The organism is Burkholderia sp. Se-20373 (genome assembly GCF_017104705.1).
GTDB lineage: Bacteria > Pseudomonadota > Gammaproteobacteria > Burkholderiales > Burkholderiaceae > Burkholderia.
Genome location: NZ_JAAGPH010000087.1, coordinates 16,569 through 34,093 on the forward strand (window position 1 = coordinate 16,569; position 17,525 = coordinate 34,093).

Consider the following 17,525-nt stretch of genomic DNA (forward strand, 5'->3'; position numbering starts at 1 on the left):
AATTGGTCTCCATCCGTACGCTTGATTCGTTATCGTGATGCGTCGTTTGTGGAGACTATGATCGGACGATACCCACAAGTAAATGGATGCAGAGTTCCAAACGACCGAAACCACGCAATCCTAGCGTTTACACGGTATTTGACAGTTTTTCAAACAGCCTTCTTTTTATTTGCTCAGACAAATACCGGGCGGTATAACACGCGTTTGAATGACGACCGCCAATCCGCGCCTGGCCAAGCCAGCCGGGCCTCAGCCGCCCGCCTGCATGTTGCGGCGCAACCTTACACGTCGATGATCGCGAGCGTGCCGTGGCTGCCCGGCAGCACCGCATGAGACACACCGGCGCGCGCGAGGTACATCTGCCCGGCCTCCACGATGATCGTCTCGCCTGCGACCTGGAGCAGCATCCGGCCGTCGAGCACCAGCAGCCCCTCGTTGTAGTCGTGCACTTCCGCTTCGTAAGCCTGCGCATCCATGCGCAGCACCTTGATCCTGGCCGGCCCGACCTCGCCGACGATCGTGGATTTCCACGCGACGGGCTGCGCTGCCGCCACGGATTTGAAATCGATCAAAGACATGCGCCCCGCTCCGTGAACGATGAAAGGAACGCATTATCGCGAGCGCGACGCATGCCGTCCCGGTACGGCGCGACAGCCTTCGGGCGGCACAGTCGGCCGGCCGGCCGCGCCTCCACCGAGCGGAAACCCGATCGCAGCCCGGTTCGCCGAAAACGGCACTCATTGTTCACGCACCGCAAATAAATCGCCGCGTTATTCCGCGATGCTCGGTCAATTCACGCAAATCCGGCACCGGCAACGTACGCCCTTTCCACGAGAATGCATTTCCATCTACCGATTGCTAATATGGCGATCCCGCGATCCCGCACCACAACGCCGTTCGACATGACGCCCGTTCGCCATGCCGTCCCCGGTCCCGGCCGCTTCGCAGCGGCGGCGACGCCGGGCACGCACGGCGCACGCCGTCGCGCCGGCCGGCCGTGCCCTCCGTGAGCATGCAACCGATCCTTTCCGTCTCCGACCTCTCCAAGACTTACGCGTCCGGCTTCCAGGCGCTGAAGCACGTGACCCTCGACATCCGCCCCGGCGAGATCTTCGCGTTGCTCGGGCCGAACGGCGCGGGCAAGACGACGCTGATCGGCTCGATCTGCGGCATCGTCACGCCGACCGAAGGCCGCGTGACGGTCGGCGGCCACGACATCCGCGATCACTACCGCGCGGCCCGGGAACTGATCGGCCTCGTGCCGCAGGAACTGACCACCGACGCGTTCGAGACCGTGTGGGCGACCGTATCGTTCAGCCGCGGCCTGTTCGGCAAGGCGCCCGATCCCGCGTACATCGAGAAGACGCTGAAAGCGCTGTCGCTGTGGGACAAGCGCGACAACAAGCTGATGACGTTGTCGGGCGGCATGAAGCGCCGCGTGATGATCGCGAAGGCGCTGTCGCACGAGCCGCGCATCCTGTTTCTCGACGAACCGACGGCCGGCGTCGACGTCGAGCTGCGCCGCGACATGTGGAAGCTCGTCGATTCGCTGCGCGACAACGGCGTGACGATCCTGCTGACCACGCACTACATCGAGGAAGCCGAGGAAATGGCCGACCGGATCGGCATCATCCTCGGCGGCGAGCTCGTGCTCGTCGAGGAAAAGCACGAGCTGATGCGCAAGCTCGGCAAGAAGCAGCTCACCGTGCAGCTCGAGCACCCGCTCGCGGACGTGCCGCCCGCGCTCGCGCCGTTCGGGCTCGAACGCGCGGCCGACGGCGCCGCGCTCGTCTACACGTACGACTCGCAGCGCGACGACGCGAGCATCGCGAAGCTGATCAACGCGCTCGGCTCGGCCGGCATCGGCTTCCGCGACCTGCACACGACGCAGAGCTCGCTCGAGGACATTTTCGTCAGCCTGATCGACAACCGCCGCAACGGCACGCAAGGAGCCTGACGTATGAACCTGCATGGCATCCGCGCGATCTACCGCGCAGAAATGGCCCGCACGCGCCGCACGCTGATGCAGAGCATCATCGCGCCGGTGATCTCCACGTCGCTGTACTTCGTGGTGTTCGGCTCCGCGATCGGCTCGCGCATCAGCGACGTGAACGGCATCGGCTACGGTTCGTTCATCGTGCCGGGCCTCGTGATGCTGTCGCTGCTGTCGCAGAGCATCTCGAACGCGTCGTTCGGCATCTACTTCCCGCGCTTCACGGGCACGATCTACGAGATTCTCTCCGCGCCCGTGTCGTACTGGGAGATCGTGATCGCGTACGTGGGCGCGGCCGCGTCGAAGTCGATCCTGCTCGGCGTGATCATCCTCGCCACGGCCGGCCTGTTCGTGCCGCTGCACATCCTGCATCCGTTCTGGATGGTGCTGTTCCTCGTGCTGACGGCGGTCACGTTCAGCCTGTTCGGCTTCGTGATCGGCATCTGGGCCGACAGCTTCGAGAAGCTGCAGCTCGTGCCGCTCTTGATCATCACGCCGCTCACGTTCCTCGGCGGCAGCTTCTACTCGGTCGACATGCTGCCGCCCGCGTGGCGCGTCGTCACGCTGTTCAACCCGATCGTCTACCTGGTCAGCGGCTTCCGCTGGTCGTTCTACGGGATCGCCGACGTGCACGTGGGCGTCAGCCTCGGCGCGACGTCGCTGTTCCTCGTGATCCTGCTGGCGATCGTCGCGTGGATGTTCCGCACCGGCTACAAGCTGAAGAATTAATTGATGCGCGACGGCCGCACCCCGCGCCGCCGCCGATGACGCATTTGGGCAAGCAGGCGGCGCTTTTCCTCTGATGCGGCATTTTGTGGTCGCGTCTACTGAAGATGAAGCATCGGGGCCGCGAAGCACGCGCTTCGCGGCCCCTTTTCATTTCAGAGGACGCCATGCCCGCCGCCACCGCTCCCGCCTCCGCCGCCGCCCGGCTCGAACGCCTGCCGTTCTCCGGCTATCACAAGCGGATCTTCTTCATCATCGCGATCGCATTCTTCTTCGACTCGGTCGACCTCGGCACGATGACATTCGTGCTGGGCTCGATCCGCAAGGAGTTCGGGCTGTCGACCGCGGCCGCCGGCCTCGTCGCGAGCGCGAGCTTCTTCGGGATGGTGCTCGGCGCGGCCGTCGCCGGCCTGCTCGCCGATCGCTTCGGCCGCCGGCCCGTGTTCCAGTGGAGCATGGTGCTGTGGGGCGCGGCCTCTTATCTGTGCTCGACCGCGCAGAGCGTCGACGCGCTGATCGTCTACCGCGTGCTGCTCGGGATCGGGATGGGCATGGAATTCCCGGTCGCGCAGACCTTGCTGTCCGAATTCGTGCCGACCGAGAAGCGCGGCCGCCTGATCGCGCTGATGGACGGCTTCTGGCCGCTCGGCTTCATCACGGCCGGCATCGTCGCGTACTTCGTGCTGCCGCAGTTCGGCTGGCGCACGGTGTTCGCGCTGCTCGCGATTCCCGCGGTGTTCGTGCTCGTCGTGCGTCGCATCGTGCCGGAATCGCCGCGCTGGCTCGAGCATGCGGGTCGGCACACGGAAGCCGACACGGTGATGCACACGATCGAGGCGAAGGTGATGCGCTCGGCTGGCGTCACGACGCTGCCGCCGCCGTCACGGCTCGCCGAGCCGGTCGTCGCGCGTGGCCACGGCGCGCTACGCGAAATCTGGAGCGGCGTGTACCGCCGCCGCACGGTGATGGTGTGGCTGCTGTGGTTCTTCGCGCTGCTCGGTTTCTACGGCCTCACGTCGTGGCTCGGCGCGCTGCTGCAGCAGGCCGGCTTCGAGGTCACGAAATCGGTGTTCTACACGGTGCTGATCTCGCTCGGCGGCGTGCCGGGCTTCCTGTGCGCCGCGTGGCTCGTCGAACGCTGGGGACGCAAGCCGACCTGCATCGCGTCGCTGATCGGCGGCGGCGTGATGGCGTTTGCGTACGGCCAGAGCGCGCTGTACGGCGGCAGCACGACGCTGCTGATCGTCACCGGCCTCGCGATGCAGTTCTTCCTGTTCGGGATGTGGGCCGCGCTGTACACGTACACGCCGGAGTTGTACGGCACCGGCGCGCGGGCGACGGGCTCGGGCTTCGCGTCGGCGATCGGGCGCGTCGGCTCGTTGATCGGGCCTTACGTGGTCGGCGTCGTGCTGCCGGTGTTCGGCCAGGGCGGCGTGTTCACGCTCGGCGCGCTGTCGTTCATCGCAGCCGCGCTGGCCGTGTGGACGCTCGGGATCGAGACGAAGGGCCTCGCGCTGGAACAGCTCGCGGCGGGCGATGAAGCGGGTGGCGGTGGCCGCTATGCGGCGGCGGCGGACGAGATGTCCTGAGCGCCTGATCAGGCTTCAGCCAGTTCTTCGTTTGGTCGACGAACGACGACGTCGTCGGCATCGAAACGGGCACGCTTTCCAACTTTCCGCAACTGGCCGCGAGCCTCGCGGCCGTCGGCATCACGCCGTCGAGGGAAAGCAGCGTGACCGTTCCGCATTTCGAGGTCGGCGAGATGGGTGCACTGCCCGACTTCCTCGTGGCCAATCCGGCGCTCGTCGCGGACGCGCATCCGACCTGCACGCCCGGCCCGGCCCTCACGCACGACATCCCGCGCATGCTCGCCGGCGCGATCGCGCATTGCGAGGCCGCCGCCGCGTAAGTCGCGGAGGCGGCAATCCAGCGTGGTGCAGCAGGTTCCGGTCAGGCGCCGGCGACGACGAACTCTTCGGCCGCCTTGCGCTGCACCGCGGCCATCACCGCCAGTTCGCGCTTGCTGCGCGTGTCGCCGGACACGACACCCGTCGCGTGCTTCGCCTTCGCACCCAGCGGGAAAAAGACAAACGACGCGCCGGCCGGAGCCGCCGGCTCGGCGCGCAGGCGTTTGTTCAGGATTTTCAGGTACTTCTTCTTCGAGACTTCCTTAGCAGCCATGGCGCCCTCCGCGTGAACGTGGTGAGGATCAGCATACCAGTTTTGACGACGGGCTCCGGAACGGCGCAGCGTCGCCGCACGAATCGATCTGCCCTAGAATGGAGCACGCTTTCGCGACTTGTCCCCCCGCCCGAGACCGCATGTCCTCATCGGAGCGCTCCCATGCATGTCGAGTTGTTCGCGCAGCATCACGCTTGTACCGGCTGGCAGGGTGACATGGCCCGGCGCATCGCCGCATTCGACTGGGCCGCCACCGGGCTGGGCCCGCTCGACGGGTGGCCGGCCAGCCTCGTCACGGCCGTGCGCACGGTGCTCGCGTCGCCGCTGCCGCTGGTGATGCTGTGGGGCCGCCCCGGCTACATGATCTACAACGACGCGTATGCCGGGTTCGCCGGCGGGCGCCATCCGTATCTGCTCGGCAAGCCGGTCGAACTCGGCTGGCCCGAAGTCGCCGATTTCAACCGCAACGTGATGAACACCTGCCTCGCCGGCGGCACGCTGTCCTATCGCGACAAGGCCCTCGTGCTGCTGCGCAGCGGCCGCCCCGAAGACGTCTGGATGGATCTGCACTACAGCCCGATCCCCGACGACGACGGTGCACCGGGCGGCGTGCTCGCCGTCGTCGTCGAGACCACCGAACGCGTGCTCGCCACGCGCCACCGCGATCGCGCGGAAGCGGCGCTGCAGGCGTCCAATGCCCGGCTGCGCGACCTGACCGAGACGCTCGAGCAGCGCGTGACCGACGCGATCGCGGAGCGCGCGGCGATCGAGGAACAGTTGCGTCATGCACAGAAGATGGAAGCGATCGGCAACCTGACCGGCGGCATCGCGCACGACTTCAACAACGTGCTGCAGGTGATCAGCGGCAACCTGCAGATCCTCTCCGTCGAACTCGGTGCCCATGCGGGCGCGCAACCCCGGATCGAGAACGCGAACAACGCCGTGCGGCGCGGTGCGAAACTGGCGTCGCATCTGCTCGCCTTCGCGCGCCGCCAGCCGCTCGCGCCGACGACGCTGAATCCGCGGCAACTGATCGTGGACATGAGCGAGATGCTGCGCCGCGCGCTCGGCGAAACGGTCCGGATCGTCCCCGCACTGTCGCCCGATGTCGGCAACGTGCTCGCCGACCGGCACCAGCTCGAAAACGCACTCCTGAACCTTGCGCTCAATGCGCGTGACGCGATGCGCGGCGACGGCACGCTGACGATCGCCGCCTACAACGTGCAGTCAGGCGATGCGTCGGACGCCGGCCGCGCGCCGACGCCACCCGGCGAATACGTGACGCTCGAGCTTGCCGACACGGGCACCGGCATGACGGCCGACGTGCTCGAGCGCGCGTTCGAACCGTTCTTCACGACCAAGCCGGATGGCGAAGGCACGGGGCTCGGGCTCAGCATGGTGTTCGGCTTCGTCAAGCAGAGCGGCGGCCATGTGTCGATCGACAGCACGCCGGGCCAAGGCACCACCGTGCGCCTCACGTTTCCGCGCTGCCACGGCGCGGCCGAGGAGCAGGCCCGCATGCCGCAGCACGACGCGGTGCGCGGCCGCGAGACCATCCTCGTCGTCGAGGACGATGCGGACGTCCGCCTGACCGTGGTCGACATGCTCGCGCAACTCGGCTACAAGGTCATCACGGCGTCCAGCGGCGAAGCCGCATTGCGCGTGCTCGACAGCGAGACGCCAATCGACCTGCTGTTTACCGACGTGATCATGCCCGGCCGCGTGAAGGGCGGCGAACTCGGACGCCGTGCCGCGCTGCGCAAGCCGCCGTTGCCCGTGCTGTTCACGTCCGGCTACACGCGAGACGAGATCTTCCATGCGGGACGGCTGGACCCCGGCGTGATGCTGCTCGGCAAGCCATACCGGCGCGACGAACTCGCCGCCCGGATCCGCAGCGCGCTCGATGCGGGCGCCGGCACGACATGACGGATTGCCGGCGCAACGCCGCACACGCCGGTCACCCTTGAGATTTCTTTCCTGCGATGTCGATTCGCGTCGCCCTGGCGCGTCGTGTTGTCGTAACCGATCGTTTTTGCCGTCGGCACGACCGGCGGCGCCCCCTCATTCCACTCAAGGAGAGTCCATCATGCGCGTCCTCGTCATCGTCAAGGCCACCACCGATTCCGAATCCGGCCGGATGCCCGACCCGGAAATGATCGCCGCGATGGGCCGGTTCAACGAAGAACTGGCGCAAGCCGGCATCCTGCTCGCCGCCGACGGGCTGCACCCGAGCATGCGCGGCAAGCGTGTGCACTTTGCCGGAAAGAACCGCACCGTCAGCGACGGCCCGTTCGCCGAAACGAAGGAACTCGTCGCCGGCTTCTGGCTGTGGCAGGTGAAATCGATGGAAGAGGCAGTCGAATGGGTGAAGCGCTGCCCGAACCCGATGCCCGGCGACTCCGACATCGAGATCCGCCCGCTGTTCGAGGCGGAAGACTTCAGCCCGGCGTTCACGGAAGCATTGCAAGCGCAGAAAGCGAGGTTGAACGCACAGGCCGACGCCGGAAAACACGCGTAAATCGCGGCGGCGCCGGACGGTTTCGCGTCACCGCCGGGCGCCGCCGCTACCCGCTGATGCGTGCGCGGCTCAACCGCGTGTGCGCGGCACCGCGAGCCGCTCGACCGCGCCGCCGGTCACGTCCCGGAACATCCCGGCATTGCCGTAGGCCCGCGCGGCGAGCATCGCGCCGTAGACCAGCGACACGAACGTCGCGGCCTCGGTCCGCACCGACACGTCCGGCTGCACGATGCCGTCTCTCACCCCCGCCTCGAGCACGCGCACCAGCCATGCGGCGAGGTCGTCGAAATGCGCCCTCACCGCCCGCGCGACTTCGTCGGGCAGCGCGGGCAGCTCCGCGCCGAGCATGCCGGCGACGCAGAACGGCGCGCTGTCGTCCGCGATGCAGCGTTCCCAGTAGCCGATGTACGCGCGCATCTGCACCAGTGCGTCGGCACCGCTCGCGTCGAGCAGCGACATGTCGGCATCGAAATTCGCCTGCGACTGCTGCAGCACCGCGACCGCCAGATCCGCCTTCGTCGGGAAATGGTGATGGATGCTCGCCTTCCGGATGTCGATCGCGTCGGCGATGTCGGCATAGCTGAACCCGCTGTAGCCGCGCCGCATGATCAGTTGGCGCCCGGCCTCGAGAATGCGGCCCGCCGTACTGTCCCCCGTTACCGTCATATTTGCCTACCATCTAGTCGGATGAAAAACAGCGATAGTTTACCGCCATGAGATAGTCTTTTCCAGCCGCACATTCTCCTTGCCGATTAGCCTACCTACTAGTAGGATGACTTCATCGACAGAACAAGACGCCTGTCGATATCCGACGGTTTCCCACCCTGTCTTCCTTCTGGAGAATGAAAATGAAGCGCTTTTCCCAACTTCGCCACATCGCCGCCGCACTCGCCGTGTCCGCCGCCGCATTCGGTTCGCACGCGGCCGTCGCCGCCCCCGTCAAGAACGTCGTGCTGGTTCACGGCTACTTCGCCGACGGCTCGGGCTGGCAAGCCGTCTCGAACATCCTGACGCGTGACGGCTACAAGGTTTCCGTCGTTCAGCAACCGGAAACGTCGTTCGACGACGACGTGAAGGCAACCCGGCGTGCCGTCGACGCGCAGGACGGCCCGAGCATCCTCGTCGGCCACAGCTACGGCGGCGCGGTGATCACCGAAGCCGGCAACGACGACAAGGTCGCGGGCCTCGTCTACGTGGCCGCGTTCCAGCCCGACACCGGCGAAAGCCCGCTCGACCTGACCAAGAAGACGCCGCCCGCGACGAAGGCGATCAAGGCCACCGAGGACGGCCATCTGTATTTCGACGAAGCGTCGTTCCACGCCGACTTCGCGGCCGACGTGCCGGCCGCCGAAGCGAAATTCATGGCGATCTCGCAGGTGACGCCGGCCGCGCAGTCGTTCGGCGTGCCGATCACGCATGCCGCATGGCGGACGAAGCCGAGCTGGGCAGTGGTCGCCACGGCCGACCGCGCGATCAACCCCGAGCTCGAACGCTTCATGACGCAACGCGCCGGCAGCAAGACGATCGAGCTCAAATCGAGCCACGTCGCGTACATCTCGCACCCGGCCGAAGTCGCGAAGCTGATCGAACAGGCAGCCAAGGGCGCCGGCGAGGAGTGAGCCCAGGTCTTGCCCGATTCCGCCTGTTGACGTCCCCTCGGCGAGTAACGTATCGTTTTGATACGTTACTCGCCAACATCCTTCCGTCATGCATTCCCGCTTCGACCGCTTCCGCACCACGCCGCTCGGCGCACAGCTCGAAGGGCTGATCGCGCAACCCGAGCGTTACGTCGAATTCGCGGCGCTGTCGCGCGTGGGCGTCGCCGCGATCGGTGCGATCCAGCACGAGATCGCGCACAAATTCCCCGAAATCGAAACCGACACCACCGCCCGCCAGTTCTGCGGCGCGATGGTCGCGGAAGTCATGCGCCGTCACGGCCACGACGTCGTGCAGGCGCGCGGGCGGCTCGGCGGCACGTTGTTCAGCTATGGCGCGGTGTTCAGCGCGCATCCGCAACTGCTGCCGTTCACCGACGTCGTCGCCGCGCTGGCGCGCCTGCCCGATCGGCTCGCCGCGTATGCGGCGCACGTGCCGGCCGCACTGTGGACACGCCGCCCCGACGGCACGGGCTTCTCGCTCGCCGAGCATGCGTGCCACCTGCGCGATCTCGACGCGGTGTTCGCCGAGCGCATCGACGCCGTACGCACGCTCGACCTGCCCGTGATTGCATCCGTCGACGGCACCGCGCTCGCCGCGCAACGCGACTATCTCGCGCAGCCGCTCGACGCTGCGGTCACGGCGTTCCGTACGGGCCGCGCCGCGCTGTGTGCAACCGCGGCCGCGCTCGATTCCGCGCAACGCGCACGCTGCGGGCTGCGCGACGGCCTCCGCCGCATGTCGCTCGACGAACTCGTGCGCGAATTGCTCGACCACGACCGCACCCACGTGCTCGAACTCGACGAACTGCTCGCCGAACTCGAGTTGCCGCCTCTTCCCTCCGCGCCCGCCGCATGACCCAGCCCACGCCCGTCGTCTTCATCCACGGCTTCATCGGCACGCTCGACGTGCGCGGGTGGAACGGCCCGCATCTCGCCCCCGACCTGCTCGGCTACGGCACGCATCGCTCGGTACCGTCCGACACGATCACGCTTGCCGCGCAGGTCGAGCACCTTCGGCATACCGTCGCTACGCACTTCGGCGCGCAGCCGGTCGATGTCGTCGGCCACTCGGTCGGCGGGGCAATCGCGATGCTGTTCGCGCATGCGCACCCGGAACGCGTGCGGCGGATCGTCAACGTCGAGGGCAACTTCACGCTCGACGATGCGTTCTGGTCGGCGTCGGTCGGCCGCATGACGCCCGCCGAAGCCGATGCGATGCTCGACGGCCTGCGTGCCGATCCGCACGGCTGGCTGCGTGGCGCGATCGACGCGCCGTCGCCGGGCCTCGTCGACGACGCCCGCCGCTGGCTCGCGCATCAGCCGGCATCGACGCTGCGCGCGATGGGCCGCTCGGTGGTCGCGACGACGGGCGAACCGGGCTATCTTCAGGCACTCGCGCACGTGTTCGCGCGTCATCCGGTCTGGCTGATGGCCGGCGAACGCTCGCGCGCGGGCTGGCACCTGCCCGACTGGGCGCTCGCGCGCTGCGCCGGCTTCGACACGATCGAGCGCTGCGGGCACCTGATCCCGGCCGAGCAACCCGATGCGTTTCGCGCGGCGCTCGAGCGCATCGTGTCCGCGCCGCCCGCCTGACAACCCGTAGGATTCGCCGAAATTTGGTTGAAAGGCGCGGTTGCTAGAGTCGCCACAACAGGGTTTTCCCGGCGTCTGCGCCGGACGGGATCGACACATGCGAGGATCGACACACCTGGCACGCGCTTTCTGGCTGATTCTGCTGCTCGCCATTTCGGGCCCTGCTCTCGCCTTCCACGCGCGGGTCGTCGTGATTCCCAGCGCCGCGATGAACGAGACGCTCAAGGCCACCGTCGTGCTGCCCGACGCCTATGCGCGCGGCATCCGCGACGGCGACCGCTATCCGGTCGTCTACCTGTTGCACGGCTCGGGCGGCGATCACACCGACTGGACGTCGAACACGCGCATCGCCGCGCTGGCCGACCGCTACCACGTGATCCTCGTGATGCCCGACGGCGGGCACGAGAGCTGGTACATCGACAGCCCGTTCGACTCGGGCAGCCGCTACGAAACCTTCATCGGCGACGAAGTCGTGTCCTACGTCGATTCGCACTTCCGCACGATTGCGACGCAGCGCGCCCGCGCGATCACCGGGCTCAGCATGGGCGGCTTCGGCGCGTTGCGCATCGCGCTCGACCGGCCCGACACGTTCGGCGCGGTCGGCAGCATCAGCGGGGCGGTCGATCCGCGCTGCTGCTCGGACGAGCCGGGCATCGCACACGTGTTCGGCGACCCCGACCGCCATCCGTCGTTCTGGAACCGCAACGTGATCGTCGCCAGCGCCGGCGCGTTCGTGCGCGCGCATCTCGACCTGACGATCGATTGCGGCCGCGACGACGCGCTCGTCGGCTCGAACCGCACGCTGCACGAACGGCTCGTCGCGCTCGGCGTGCCGCACGACTATGCGGAGCGGCCGGGCGGTCATACGTGGGATTACTGGGCGAATGCGATCCGCTACCAGATGCAGTTCTTCGCGACGTCGTTCCAGCAGCGCGGCTATGCGTACCATCCGGCGCCCCATGCGCCGGGCATGACGCGCGCGGGCTGACGCACGCCGCATCGCCGCGCCGCGACGCGGCCCGGCGAACCCGGTGGTACGATGCGCGGGCATCGACCACCCGACACCCGCCATGCCGCGCGACAACTTTGCGGATCTCCTCGCCTTCATCGCCGTCGCGCGCGAGCGCAGTTTCACGCGGGCGGCCGCTCAGCTCGGCGTCTCGCAATCCGCGCTCAGCCATACGATCCGCTCGCTCGAAACGCGCCTCGGCGTGCGGCTGCTCACGCGCACGACACGCAGCGTGGCGCCGACCGACGCCGGCGAGCGCCTGCTGCTCAATCTCGCGCCGCGCTTCGACGAAATCGAGGCCGAACTGGCTGCCCTCGCGGAACTGCGCGACCAACCCGCGGGCACCGTGCGCATCAACGCGACCGACTTCGTGATCCGCACGCTGCTGTGGCCGAAGCTCGCGCCGGTCCTGCGCGACTACCGCGACCTGAAGGTCGAGTTCGTGAACGACTACGGGCTGTCCGACATCGTCGCGGAGCGCTTCGACGTCGGCGTCCGGCTCGGCGACCAAGTGGCGAAGGACATGATCGCGGTACGCATCTCGGCCGACATGAAGATGGCGATCGTCGGCGCGCCCGCGTATTTCGCGGAACGCGCGCGCCCCGTGTCGCCGCAGGATCTGGTCGCGCACGACTGCATCAACCTGCGCCTGCCGACGCACGGCGCGCTGTACGCGTGGGAGCTCGCGCGCGGGGAAGACATGCTGCAGGTGCGCGTCGATGGGCAGGTCACGTTCAACGGCACCTACGAAACCCTCGATGCGGCGCTCGCGGGCTACGGGCTCGCCTACGTGCCGGCCGACCTCGCGGCGCCGCATGTCGCCGCCGGCCGCCTCGACAGCGTGCTCGCCGACTGGTGCCCGACGTTCCCCGGCCATCACCTGTACTACGCGAGCCGGCGGCAATCGTCGCGCGCGCTCGCGGTGATCGTCGATGCGCTGCGCTATCGCGCATGAGCCCGCTTTGCGCCGCACCTGCGCCGCGATTCATGAATCGGGTCGATAAGTGCATGCGGATTGCCGGGGATTATCGATAGACGCATCGGCGGCTACCATCGACGGTGTTCCCCACTTTCCCTGGAGCGCTCGATGTCCGAACCGACTTCCGCCGCACGCAAAGCGTTCGGCGCCATTGCCCCCGCCCTCGCCGACTACACCGACAATGTGCTGTTCGGCGACGTCTGGCAGCGCCCCGGCCTGTCGCCGCGCGATCGCAGCCTCGTCACGGTCGCGAGCCTCGTGTCGCTGTATCGCGTCAACGAGCTGCCGTTCCACCTGAAGAAAGCGCTCGACAACGGCCTCACGCGCGACGAGCTGGTCGAAGCGATCACGCACCTCGCGTTCTACTCGGGCTGGCCGACCGCAAGCTCGGCGCTGACGATCGCGCAGCGCGTGTTCGACGAAGCCGGCGTGTAAGCGCGGCACCTCATCCTTCAACTGGCGGGCACACGCCCGCATAGAGCCTTCATGGATTACCGCTATCTCGGGCGCAGCGCGCTCAAGGTGTCGCCGCTGTGTCTCGGCGCAATGATGTTCGGCGGCGAGACCGACGAAGCGACCTCGGCGCGCATCATCGACAAGGCGTTCGACCAGGGCGTCAATTTCATCGACACGGCCGACGTCTATCACGCCGGCCGTTCGGAAGAAGTCGTCGGCCGCGCGATTGCGTCGCGTCGCGACAGCTGGGTCGTCGCGACGAAGTTCGGCCATCCGGCCGGGCCGGACGCAGGACCGAACCGGCAGGGCCAGTCGCGCAAATGGATCGTCGAATCGGTCGACGCGAGCCTGAAGCGGCTCGGTACCGATTACATCGACATCCTCTATTTCCATCGTGCGCTGACCGATGCGCCGCTCGACGAAGGCATGCGCGCGATCGCCGACCTGATCCGGCAAGGCAAGGTGCGCTACTTCGGGCTGTCGAATTTCAAGGGCTGGCGCATCGCCGAGATCGTGCGGCTCGCGGATCAGCTCGGCATCGATCGCCCGGTCGCGAGTGAACCGCTGTACAACCTCGTCGATCGCACGGCCGAGGTCGAACAACTGCCGGCCGCCGCGCACTACGGGATCGGCGTCGTGCCGTACAGCCCGCTCGCGCGCGGTGTATTGACCGGCAAATACGCAGTCGATGCGCAGCCGCCCGCCGATTCGCGCGCGGGCCGCGGCGACCGTCGTATACATCAAACGGAATGGCGCCCGGAATCGTTGCACATCGCGCAGCAGGTGGCCGCGCATGCCGCCGCGCGCGGCACGACGTCGGTTGCGTTCGCGCTCGCGTGGGTCATGAAGAACCGCATCGTCAGCTCGACGATCGCGGGGCCGCGCACCGAAGCGCATTGGGACAGCTACATCGATGCGTTGACACTCGAACTCGGCCCGGACGACGAACGGTTCGTCGACTCGCTCGTGCCGCCCGGGCATGCATCGACGCACGGCTATACCGATCCCAGCTATCCGGTCGAAGGCCGCAAAGTCTGAAGTTGGAACGGGATGACTGAATGACATGCCGGGCGCGATGCCCGGCAAGATGATGAAAGCACGTCGCACGACGCGCTTTCACGTTGACGCCGCGCGATCAGTTGTCGTGCGCTGTGTCGGCGCTGACGACGCGATCGAAAAATTCCTGCGCACGCGCCAGCTCGTCGAGCGCACGATCGAGGCGCGACATCGCAAGTGCGTATTCGGCCGACGAAACGTCGTCGTCGCTTTCGCCGCGCACGGCGCGAAACGCCTGATCGACATTGCGCGTGGCTTCGACGAAGCGCTGCGCGGCCCGGGCTTCCCGCGAACAGATGTGGGTCGACATCGACACTTCTCCCTCAGGATTGCAGTGTGAAGCACGCCGACGCTCAGTGTGCGTGGTGCGCATGTCGGCGGCGTGAACCACGACCCATCGAGTGTCGACGCATCGGCCGCCGCGCAGCGCGCTTCGTGCCGATTGTCTCTCTGCGCTCGCCGCTCCGCTATGGCGAGATTGCAACAAATTCTTGCGCGATCCGCTGCGTGCGTTTCGTCACGCGCGCCCGATACGGGGATGCGCAAGGCCCGCGAACGCGGCCGCTTCACCCGGCGACAGGTCGAACAGGTCGCCGGTGAGATCACGCGGATGCTCGGCCGCCGGCCGGTTGCGCAATCGCGCCGCGTGCGTGGGCGCAACATACGCGGCGGCCGTTTCGATCGGCGGCACATCGAACAGATCGCGCGTGACGCCGCGCACGGCGTCCGTCGGCGAACGGCCGCGCAAACGCGCGACGAGCTCGACGAAGCGATCGAAATCACCCGCGCGCGTGGCCTTGTTCACTTCCGCGAGATCGCGTGCCTTCAGCACGCACGGCTGCGCGAGCCGCACGAAATACGGTGCTTCGAGCTCGACCGACAGCGCGAGCGGATAGCTCTTGCCCGTCTGCTCCTTCGCACGCCCGACGCAATCGACCACGGCCGCGCCCTGCGCGGCGCCAAGCGGCTGGCCGGTGCTCACGCTGCGCAGGTGATCGGGAAACACGCGCAATTGCGTGCCGACCGTCAGCGCGGTGGACGACGCGCACACGAGCGCGTAGTGCTGCTCGCGGCGCCGGCCCGACGGCAAGGTCGAGCGGCTGGCGATGAACGTGTGCGGCGGCAACGGCCGCACCTGCCCGCTTGCGTCGACCCATGCGTTCCACAGCAGCATGTCTTTGCGCTCGCCCGCGCGCGGGCGCGATGCGACCGGCGAAAACAGCGCGAGCAGCGAGCCCGTGCGATGCGCGGCGACTTGCGCGCTGCTGCCGAGCGGCTGGTTGATGCCCCACAGAAAACGCCCGCCCCCGAGCCTGCGCTCCCATTCCTTGCGGAGCACGACGGTCGGCAGTTCCTCGCCGGACTCGGTACCGATCTTGGTCCAGCAGAACGTGGGTGGGAGGTGTTTCAGTGTCATCAACTTTCTCGGGGATACAGCCTCGCCGGTGACAGCAAGCCCATTCAACAGCCGTAACTGTATAGGTATAATGCATCGCATGGAAGCCCCGGACCAAGATTTTCCCGTTCAAGACCTGTTGCGCCGCCTGATGGCAGATACACGCTCGTCCAGCGAAATCGCGCGACTTTCCGGGGTCAGCCAGCCGACCGTATCGCGCCTGAGGCTGTCGAACGGGCACCGGCTGCGGCGCAGCGCGCCATTCAATAAGCTATGCAGTTTCTATGGTGTCGATACCGGGCCGTCGCGCCGCCAGTACAACGACCTGCTGCGCGACGCGATCGTCGACGCGTGGGACGGGTCGGATGAGCATGGGCGCGCGCTGCTGGTCGTGATCCAGGGGCTGAAGGGGCTGCAGGCGAAGGTGGATGATGGGTGACGTCGCGGCCGGGCGGTGCCACCCGCTCGCATCGCCGGCGCGGCAGCAGCGCGCCGCGTGTTATCGGCCGGCGGCGGGATCGGTGACGAAACCGATCTTTGCAATGCCTGCGGCCTGTGCCGCCGACAGCAACTTCGCGATGCTGTCGTAGCGGGCCGCGCGATCGGCCGACAGGCGCACTTCCGGTTGGGGCGCGGCGCGAGCCGCCTCGGCAAGGCGCGCCTGCAGTTCGGCATTCGACACCGGATGCGCGTCCCAGCTCACGCCGCCGCTGGCGTCGATCACGACATCCACGTGCGGCCCGGGCCGCGCCTCGCGCGCGCTCGCCGCCTGCGGCAACGTCACGTGCGCGGCGTGATGCAGCACCGGCAACGTCACCATGAACACCACCAGCAACACGAGCATCACGTCGATCAGCGGCGTCATGTTGATGTCCGCCGCCAGGGCCATCCCGTCGTTGCCACCGGCCGCATCGTCATTCATGCTCGTGCTCCGTCGGGAGCCGGCCGCAGATCGGCCGGCATTCCTGCCGCGCGTCCGGCGCTTGCGGCCGCCGAGGGCCCGCTGCCCGTGAGCAGCAACAGGTGCAGCCCATGCGCGAAGCGGTTCAGGCGCGCGACGATATCGCGCGACAATCGCACCAGCGCGTGATAGCCGAGCACCGCGGGGATCGCGACGCACAGTCCGAACGCCGTCATCACGAGCGCCTCGCCAACCGGCCCGGCCACGCGGTCGAGGCTCGCATCGCCGGCGGCACCGAGCGACAGCAGCGCGTGATAGATCCCCCACACGGTGCCCAGCAGGCCGACGAACGGCGCGGTGCTGCCGATCGACGCGAGCGCGCCGAGCCCGCGCTGCATGCGTGCCGCCGATTCGTCGACCGACGTCTTCAGGCTGCGCGACAGCCAGTCGCTTGCGTCGACCCGGTCGTGCAGCCGGTGCCGGATCGCTTCATGATGCGCGACCGCCACTTCACCCGCGCGCACGATATCGATGAACGGCACGCCCTGCACGTCAGGCGCGTGCATCCCGTCGGCGGCCCGCAGCCGGGCTTCCACGTCCCCCGCGCGCCACCGGACGCCGATCAGTTCGATCGACTTGATCACGATCACCGCCCACGACGCGATCGACATCGCGACGAGCGACAGCGCAACCGCACGCGTCATCGGGTCGCCCTGCGCCCATACGTGACCGATTCCATAGACTGTCATGATGAAGTGTCCTGTCATTCGTCGAGATTGAACGTGATCGGCACGCGCGCCCGCATGGGTAACGCCGTGCCGTTTTCCACATGCGGCGCGCAGCGGCTCGCCAGCACCGCGTCGCGCGCCGCCGCGTCGAGACGCGGAGAGCCGCTGCCGGCCACGATCCGCGCGGCGACGACCCGGCCTGCCGCGTCGGTCTCGAGTTCGACAAGCGCGGTGCCATGCTCACCCGCGCGCAGCGACTGCAGCGGGTAGTCGGGGGGGACCAGCGCACATTCGGGATGCGCGACGAAGCGCGGTATCGCAGGCGCCGGAG

General features: G+C 67.6%; 22 protein-coding genes. 14 read left to right on the top strand and 8 right to left on the bottom strand.

Going from position 1 to position 17,525, the window contains the following annotated elements; all coding sequences use genetic code 11:
- Window positions 1-281 precede the first annotated feature (281 nt).
- Window positions 282-578, bottom strand: coding sequence for a cupin domain-containing protein (locus G3N96_RS24880; RefSeq protein WP_206138825.1), 297 nt, complete (start codon window positions 576-578; stop codon window positions 282-284).
- Between the two features lie 434 nt (window positions 579-1,012).
- Between G3N96_RS24880 and G3N96_RS24885 the strand changes: the two genes are divergently transcribed.
- The 4 genes from G3N96_RS24885 to G3N96_RS39360 all read left to right on the top strand — a co-directional run bounded on the left by G3N96_RS24885 (window position 1,013) and on the right by G3N96_RS39360 (window position 4,628).
- On the top strand, window positions 1,013-1,957 hold the full coding sequence (locus G3N96_RS24885) for an ABC transporter ATP-binding protein (RefSeq protein WP_124585610.1): 945 nt from the start codon (window positions 1,013-1,015) through the stop codon (window positions 1,955-1,957).
- A 3-nt stretch (window positions 1,958-1,960) separates the two neighbouring features.
- On the top strand, window positions 1,961-2,722 hold the full coding sequence (locus G3N96_RS24890) for an ABC transporter permease (RefSeq protein ID WP_083266168.1): 762 nt from the start codon (window positions 1,961-1,963) through the stop codon (window positions 2,720-2,722).
- A 164-nt stretch (window positions 2,723-2,886) separates the two neighbouring features.
- A complete protein-coding gene (locus G3N96_RS24895) occupies window positions 2,887-4,308 on the top strand; it encodes an MFS transporter (protein ID WP_124585607.1) in 1,422 nt (473 codons plus the stop codon).
- 143 nt (window positions 4,309-4,451) lie between these two features.
- The gene (locus tag G3N96_RS39360; RefSeq protein WP_241022813.1) at window positions 4,452-4,628 is read left to right on the top strand and encodes a hypothetical protein; all 177 of its coding nucleotides are present in this window, start codon (window positions 4,452-4,454) and stop codon (window positions 4,626-4,628) included.
- Window positions 4,629-4,669: 41 nt separating this feature from the next.
- On the opposite strand, the gene G3N96_RS24905 is transcribed toward G3N96_RS39360, so the two are convergent.
- A complete protein-coding gene (locus G3N96_RS24905) occupies window positions 4,670-4,900 on the bottom strand; it encodes a hypothetical protein (protein WP_034186060.1) in 231 nt (76 codons plus the stop codon).
- A gap of 162 nt (window positions 4,901-5,062) precedes the next feature.
- Between G3N96_RS24905 and G3N96_RS24910 the strand changes: the two genes are divergently transcribed.
- Complete coding sequence (locus tag G3N96_RS24910; RefSeq protein WP_206138826.1) at window positions 5,063-6,826, top strand: ATP-binding protein; 1,764 nt, start codon at window positions 5,063-5,065, stop codon at window positions 6,824-6,826.
- A 160-nt stretch (window positions 6,827-6,986) separates the two neighbouring features.
- Window positions 6,987-7,418, top strand: a complete 432-nt coding sequence (locus G3N96_RS24915) for a YciI family protein (protein WP_206138827.1) — start codon at window positions 6,987-6,989, stop codon at window positions 7,416-7,418.
- Between the two features lie 69 nt (window positions 7,419-7,487).
- Here the strand turns inward: G3N96_RS24915 and G3N96_RS24920 are convergent, their stop codons facing one another.
- The gene (locus G3N96_RS24920) at window positions 7,488-8,084 is read right to left on the bottom strand and encodes a TetR/AcrR family transcriptional regulator (protein WP_206138828.1); all 597 of its coding nucleotides are present in this window, start codon (window positions 8,082-8,084) and stop codon (window positions 7,488-7,490) included.
- 182 nt (window positions 8,085-8,266) lie between these two features.
- Between G3N96_RS24920 and G3N96_RS24925 the strand changes: the two genes are divergently transcribed.
- The 7 genes from G3N96_RS24925 to G3N96_RS24955 all read left to right on the top strand — a co-directional run bounded on the left by G3N96_RS24925 (window position 8,267) and on the right by G3N96_RS24955 (window position 14,151).
- The gene (locus tag G3N96_RS24925; RefSeq protein WP_206138829.1) at window positions 8,267-9,037 is read left to right on the top strand and encodes an alpha/beta hydrolase; all 771 of its coding nucleotides are present in this window, start codon (window positions 8,267-8,269) and stop codon (window positions 9,035-9,037) included.
- 88 nt (window positions 9,038-9,125) lie between these two features.
- Entirely contained in the window at window positions 9,126-9,932 is an 807-nt protein-coding gene (locus tag G3N96_RS24930; protein ID WP_206138830.1) for a DinB family protein, read from the top strand.
- The gene (locus tag G3N96_RS24935; protein WP_206138831.1) at window positions 9,929-10,669 is read left to right on the top strand and encodes an alpha/beta hydrolase; all 741 of its coding nucleotides are present in this window, start codon (window positions 9,929-9,931) and stop codon (window positions 10,667-10,669) included. The genes G3N96_RS24930 and G3N96_RS24935 overlap by 4 nt, the downstream gene beginning before the upstream one ends.
- A gap of 97 nt (window positions 10,670-10,766) precedes the next feature.
- Window positions 10,767-11,657 carry an alpha/beta hydrolase family protein gene (locus tag G3N96_RS24940; protein ID WP_124585597.1) on the top strand — a complete coding sequence of 297 codons (891 nt, stop codon included), beginning with the start codon at window positions 10,767-10,769 and terminating at the stop codon, window positions 11,655-11,657.
- Between the two features lie 82 nt (window positions 11,658-11,739).
- Window positions 11,740-12,633 (top strand): LysR family transcriptional regulator, encoded by an 894-nt coding sequence (locus tag G3N96_RS24945; protein ID WP_206138832.1) that lies wholly within the window; start codon window positions 11,740-11,742, stop codon window positions 12,631-12,633.
- Window positions 12,634-12,765: 132 nt separating this feature from the next.
- Window positions 12,766-13,092: a carboxymuconolactone decarboxylase family protein gene (locus tag G3N96_RS24950; protein ID WP_039369463.1), complete on the top strand. Its 327-nt coding sequence runs from the start codon at window positions 12,766-12,768 to the stop codon at window positions 13,090-13,092.
- 51 nt (window positions 13,093-13,143) lie between these two features.
- Window positions 13,144-14,151: an aldo/keto reductase gene (locus G3N96_RS24955; protein WP_206138833.1), complete on the top strand. Its 1,008-nt coding sequence runs from the start codon at window positions 13,144-13,146 to the stop codon at window positions 14,149-14,151.
- Between the two features lie 97 nt (window positions 14,152-14,248).
- On the opposite strand, the gene G3N96_RS39900 is transcribed toward G3N96_RS24955, so the two are convergent.
- A complete protein-coding gene (locus G3N96_RS39900) occupies window positions 14,249-14,479 on the bottom strand; it encodes a hypothetical protein (RefSeq protein ID WP_089429039.1) in 231 nt (76 codons plus the stop codon).
- 207 nt (window positions 14,480-14,686) lie between these two features.
- Window positions 14,687-15,586 (bottom strand): hypothetical protein, encoded by a 900-nt coding sequence (locus tag G3N96_RS24965; protein WP_069252403.1) that lies wholly within the window; start codon window positions 15,584-15,586, stop codon window positions 14,687-14,689.
- 79 nt (window positions 15,587-15,665) lie between these two features.
- Between G3N96_RS24965 and G3N96_RS24970 the strand changes: the two genes are divergently transcribed.
- A complete protein-coding gene (locus G3N96_RS24970) occupies window positions 15,666-16,004 on the top strand; it encodes a helix-turn-helix transcriptional regulator (protein WP_124585589.1) in 339 nt (112 codons plus the stop codon).
- A 60-nt stretch (window positions 16,005-16,064) separates the two neighbouring features.
- Here the strand turns inward: G3N96_RS24970 and G3N96_RS24975 are convergent, their stop codons facing one another.
- The 3 genes from G3N96_RS24975 to G3N96_RS24985 all read right to left on the bottom strand — a co-directional run.
- The gene (locus tag G3N96_RS24975) at window positions 16,065-16,487 is read right to left on the bottom strand and encodes a biopolymer transporter ExbD (protein WP_206138835.1); all 423 of its coding nucleotides are present in this window, start codon (window positions 16,485-16,487) and stop codon (window positions 16,065-16,067) included.
- Window positions 16,484-17,215, bottom strand: a complete 732-nt coding sequence (locus G3N96_RS24980) for a MotA/TolQ/ExbB proton channel family protein (protein ID WP_124585586.1) — start codon at window positions 17,213-17,215, stop codon at window positions 16,484-16,486. The genes G3N96_RS24975 and G3N96_RS24980 overlap by 4 nt, the downstream gene beginning before the upstream one ends.
- 14 nt (window positions 17,216-17,229) lie before the next feature.
- Window positions 17,230-17,525: energy transducer TonB (locus G3N96_RS24985; RefSeq protein WP_206138836.1), on the bottom strand; the 296-nt coding region annotated here is incomplete at its 5' end.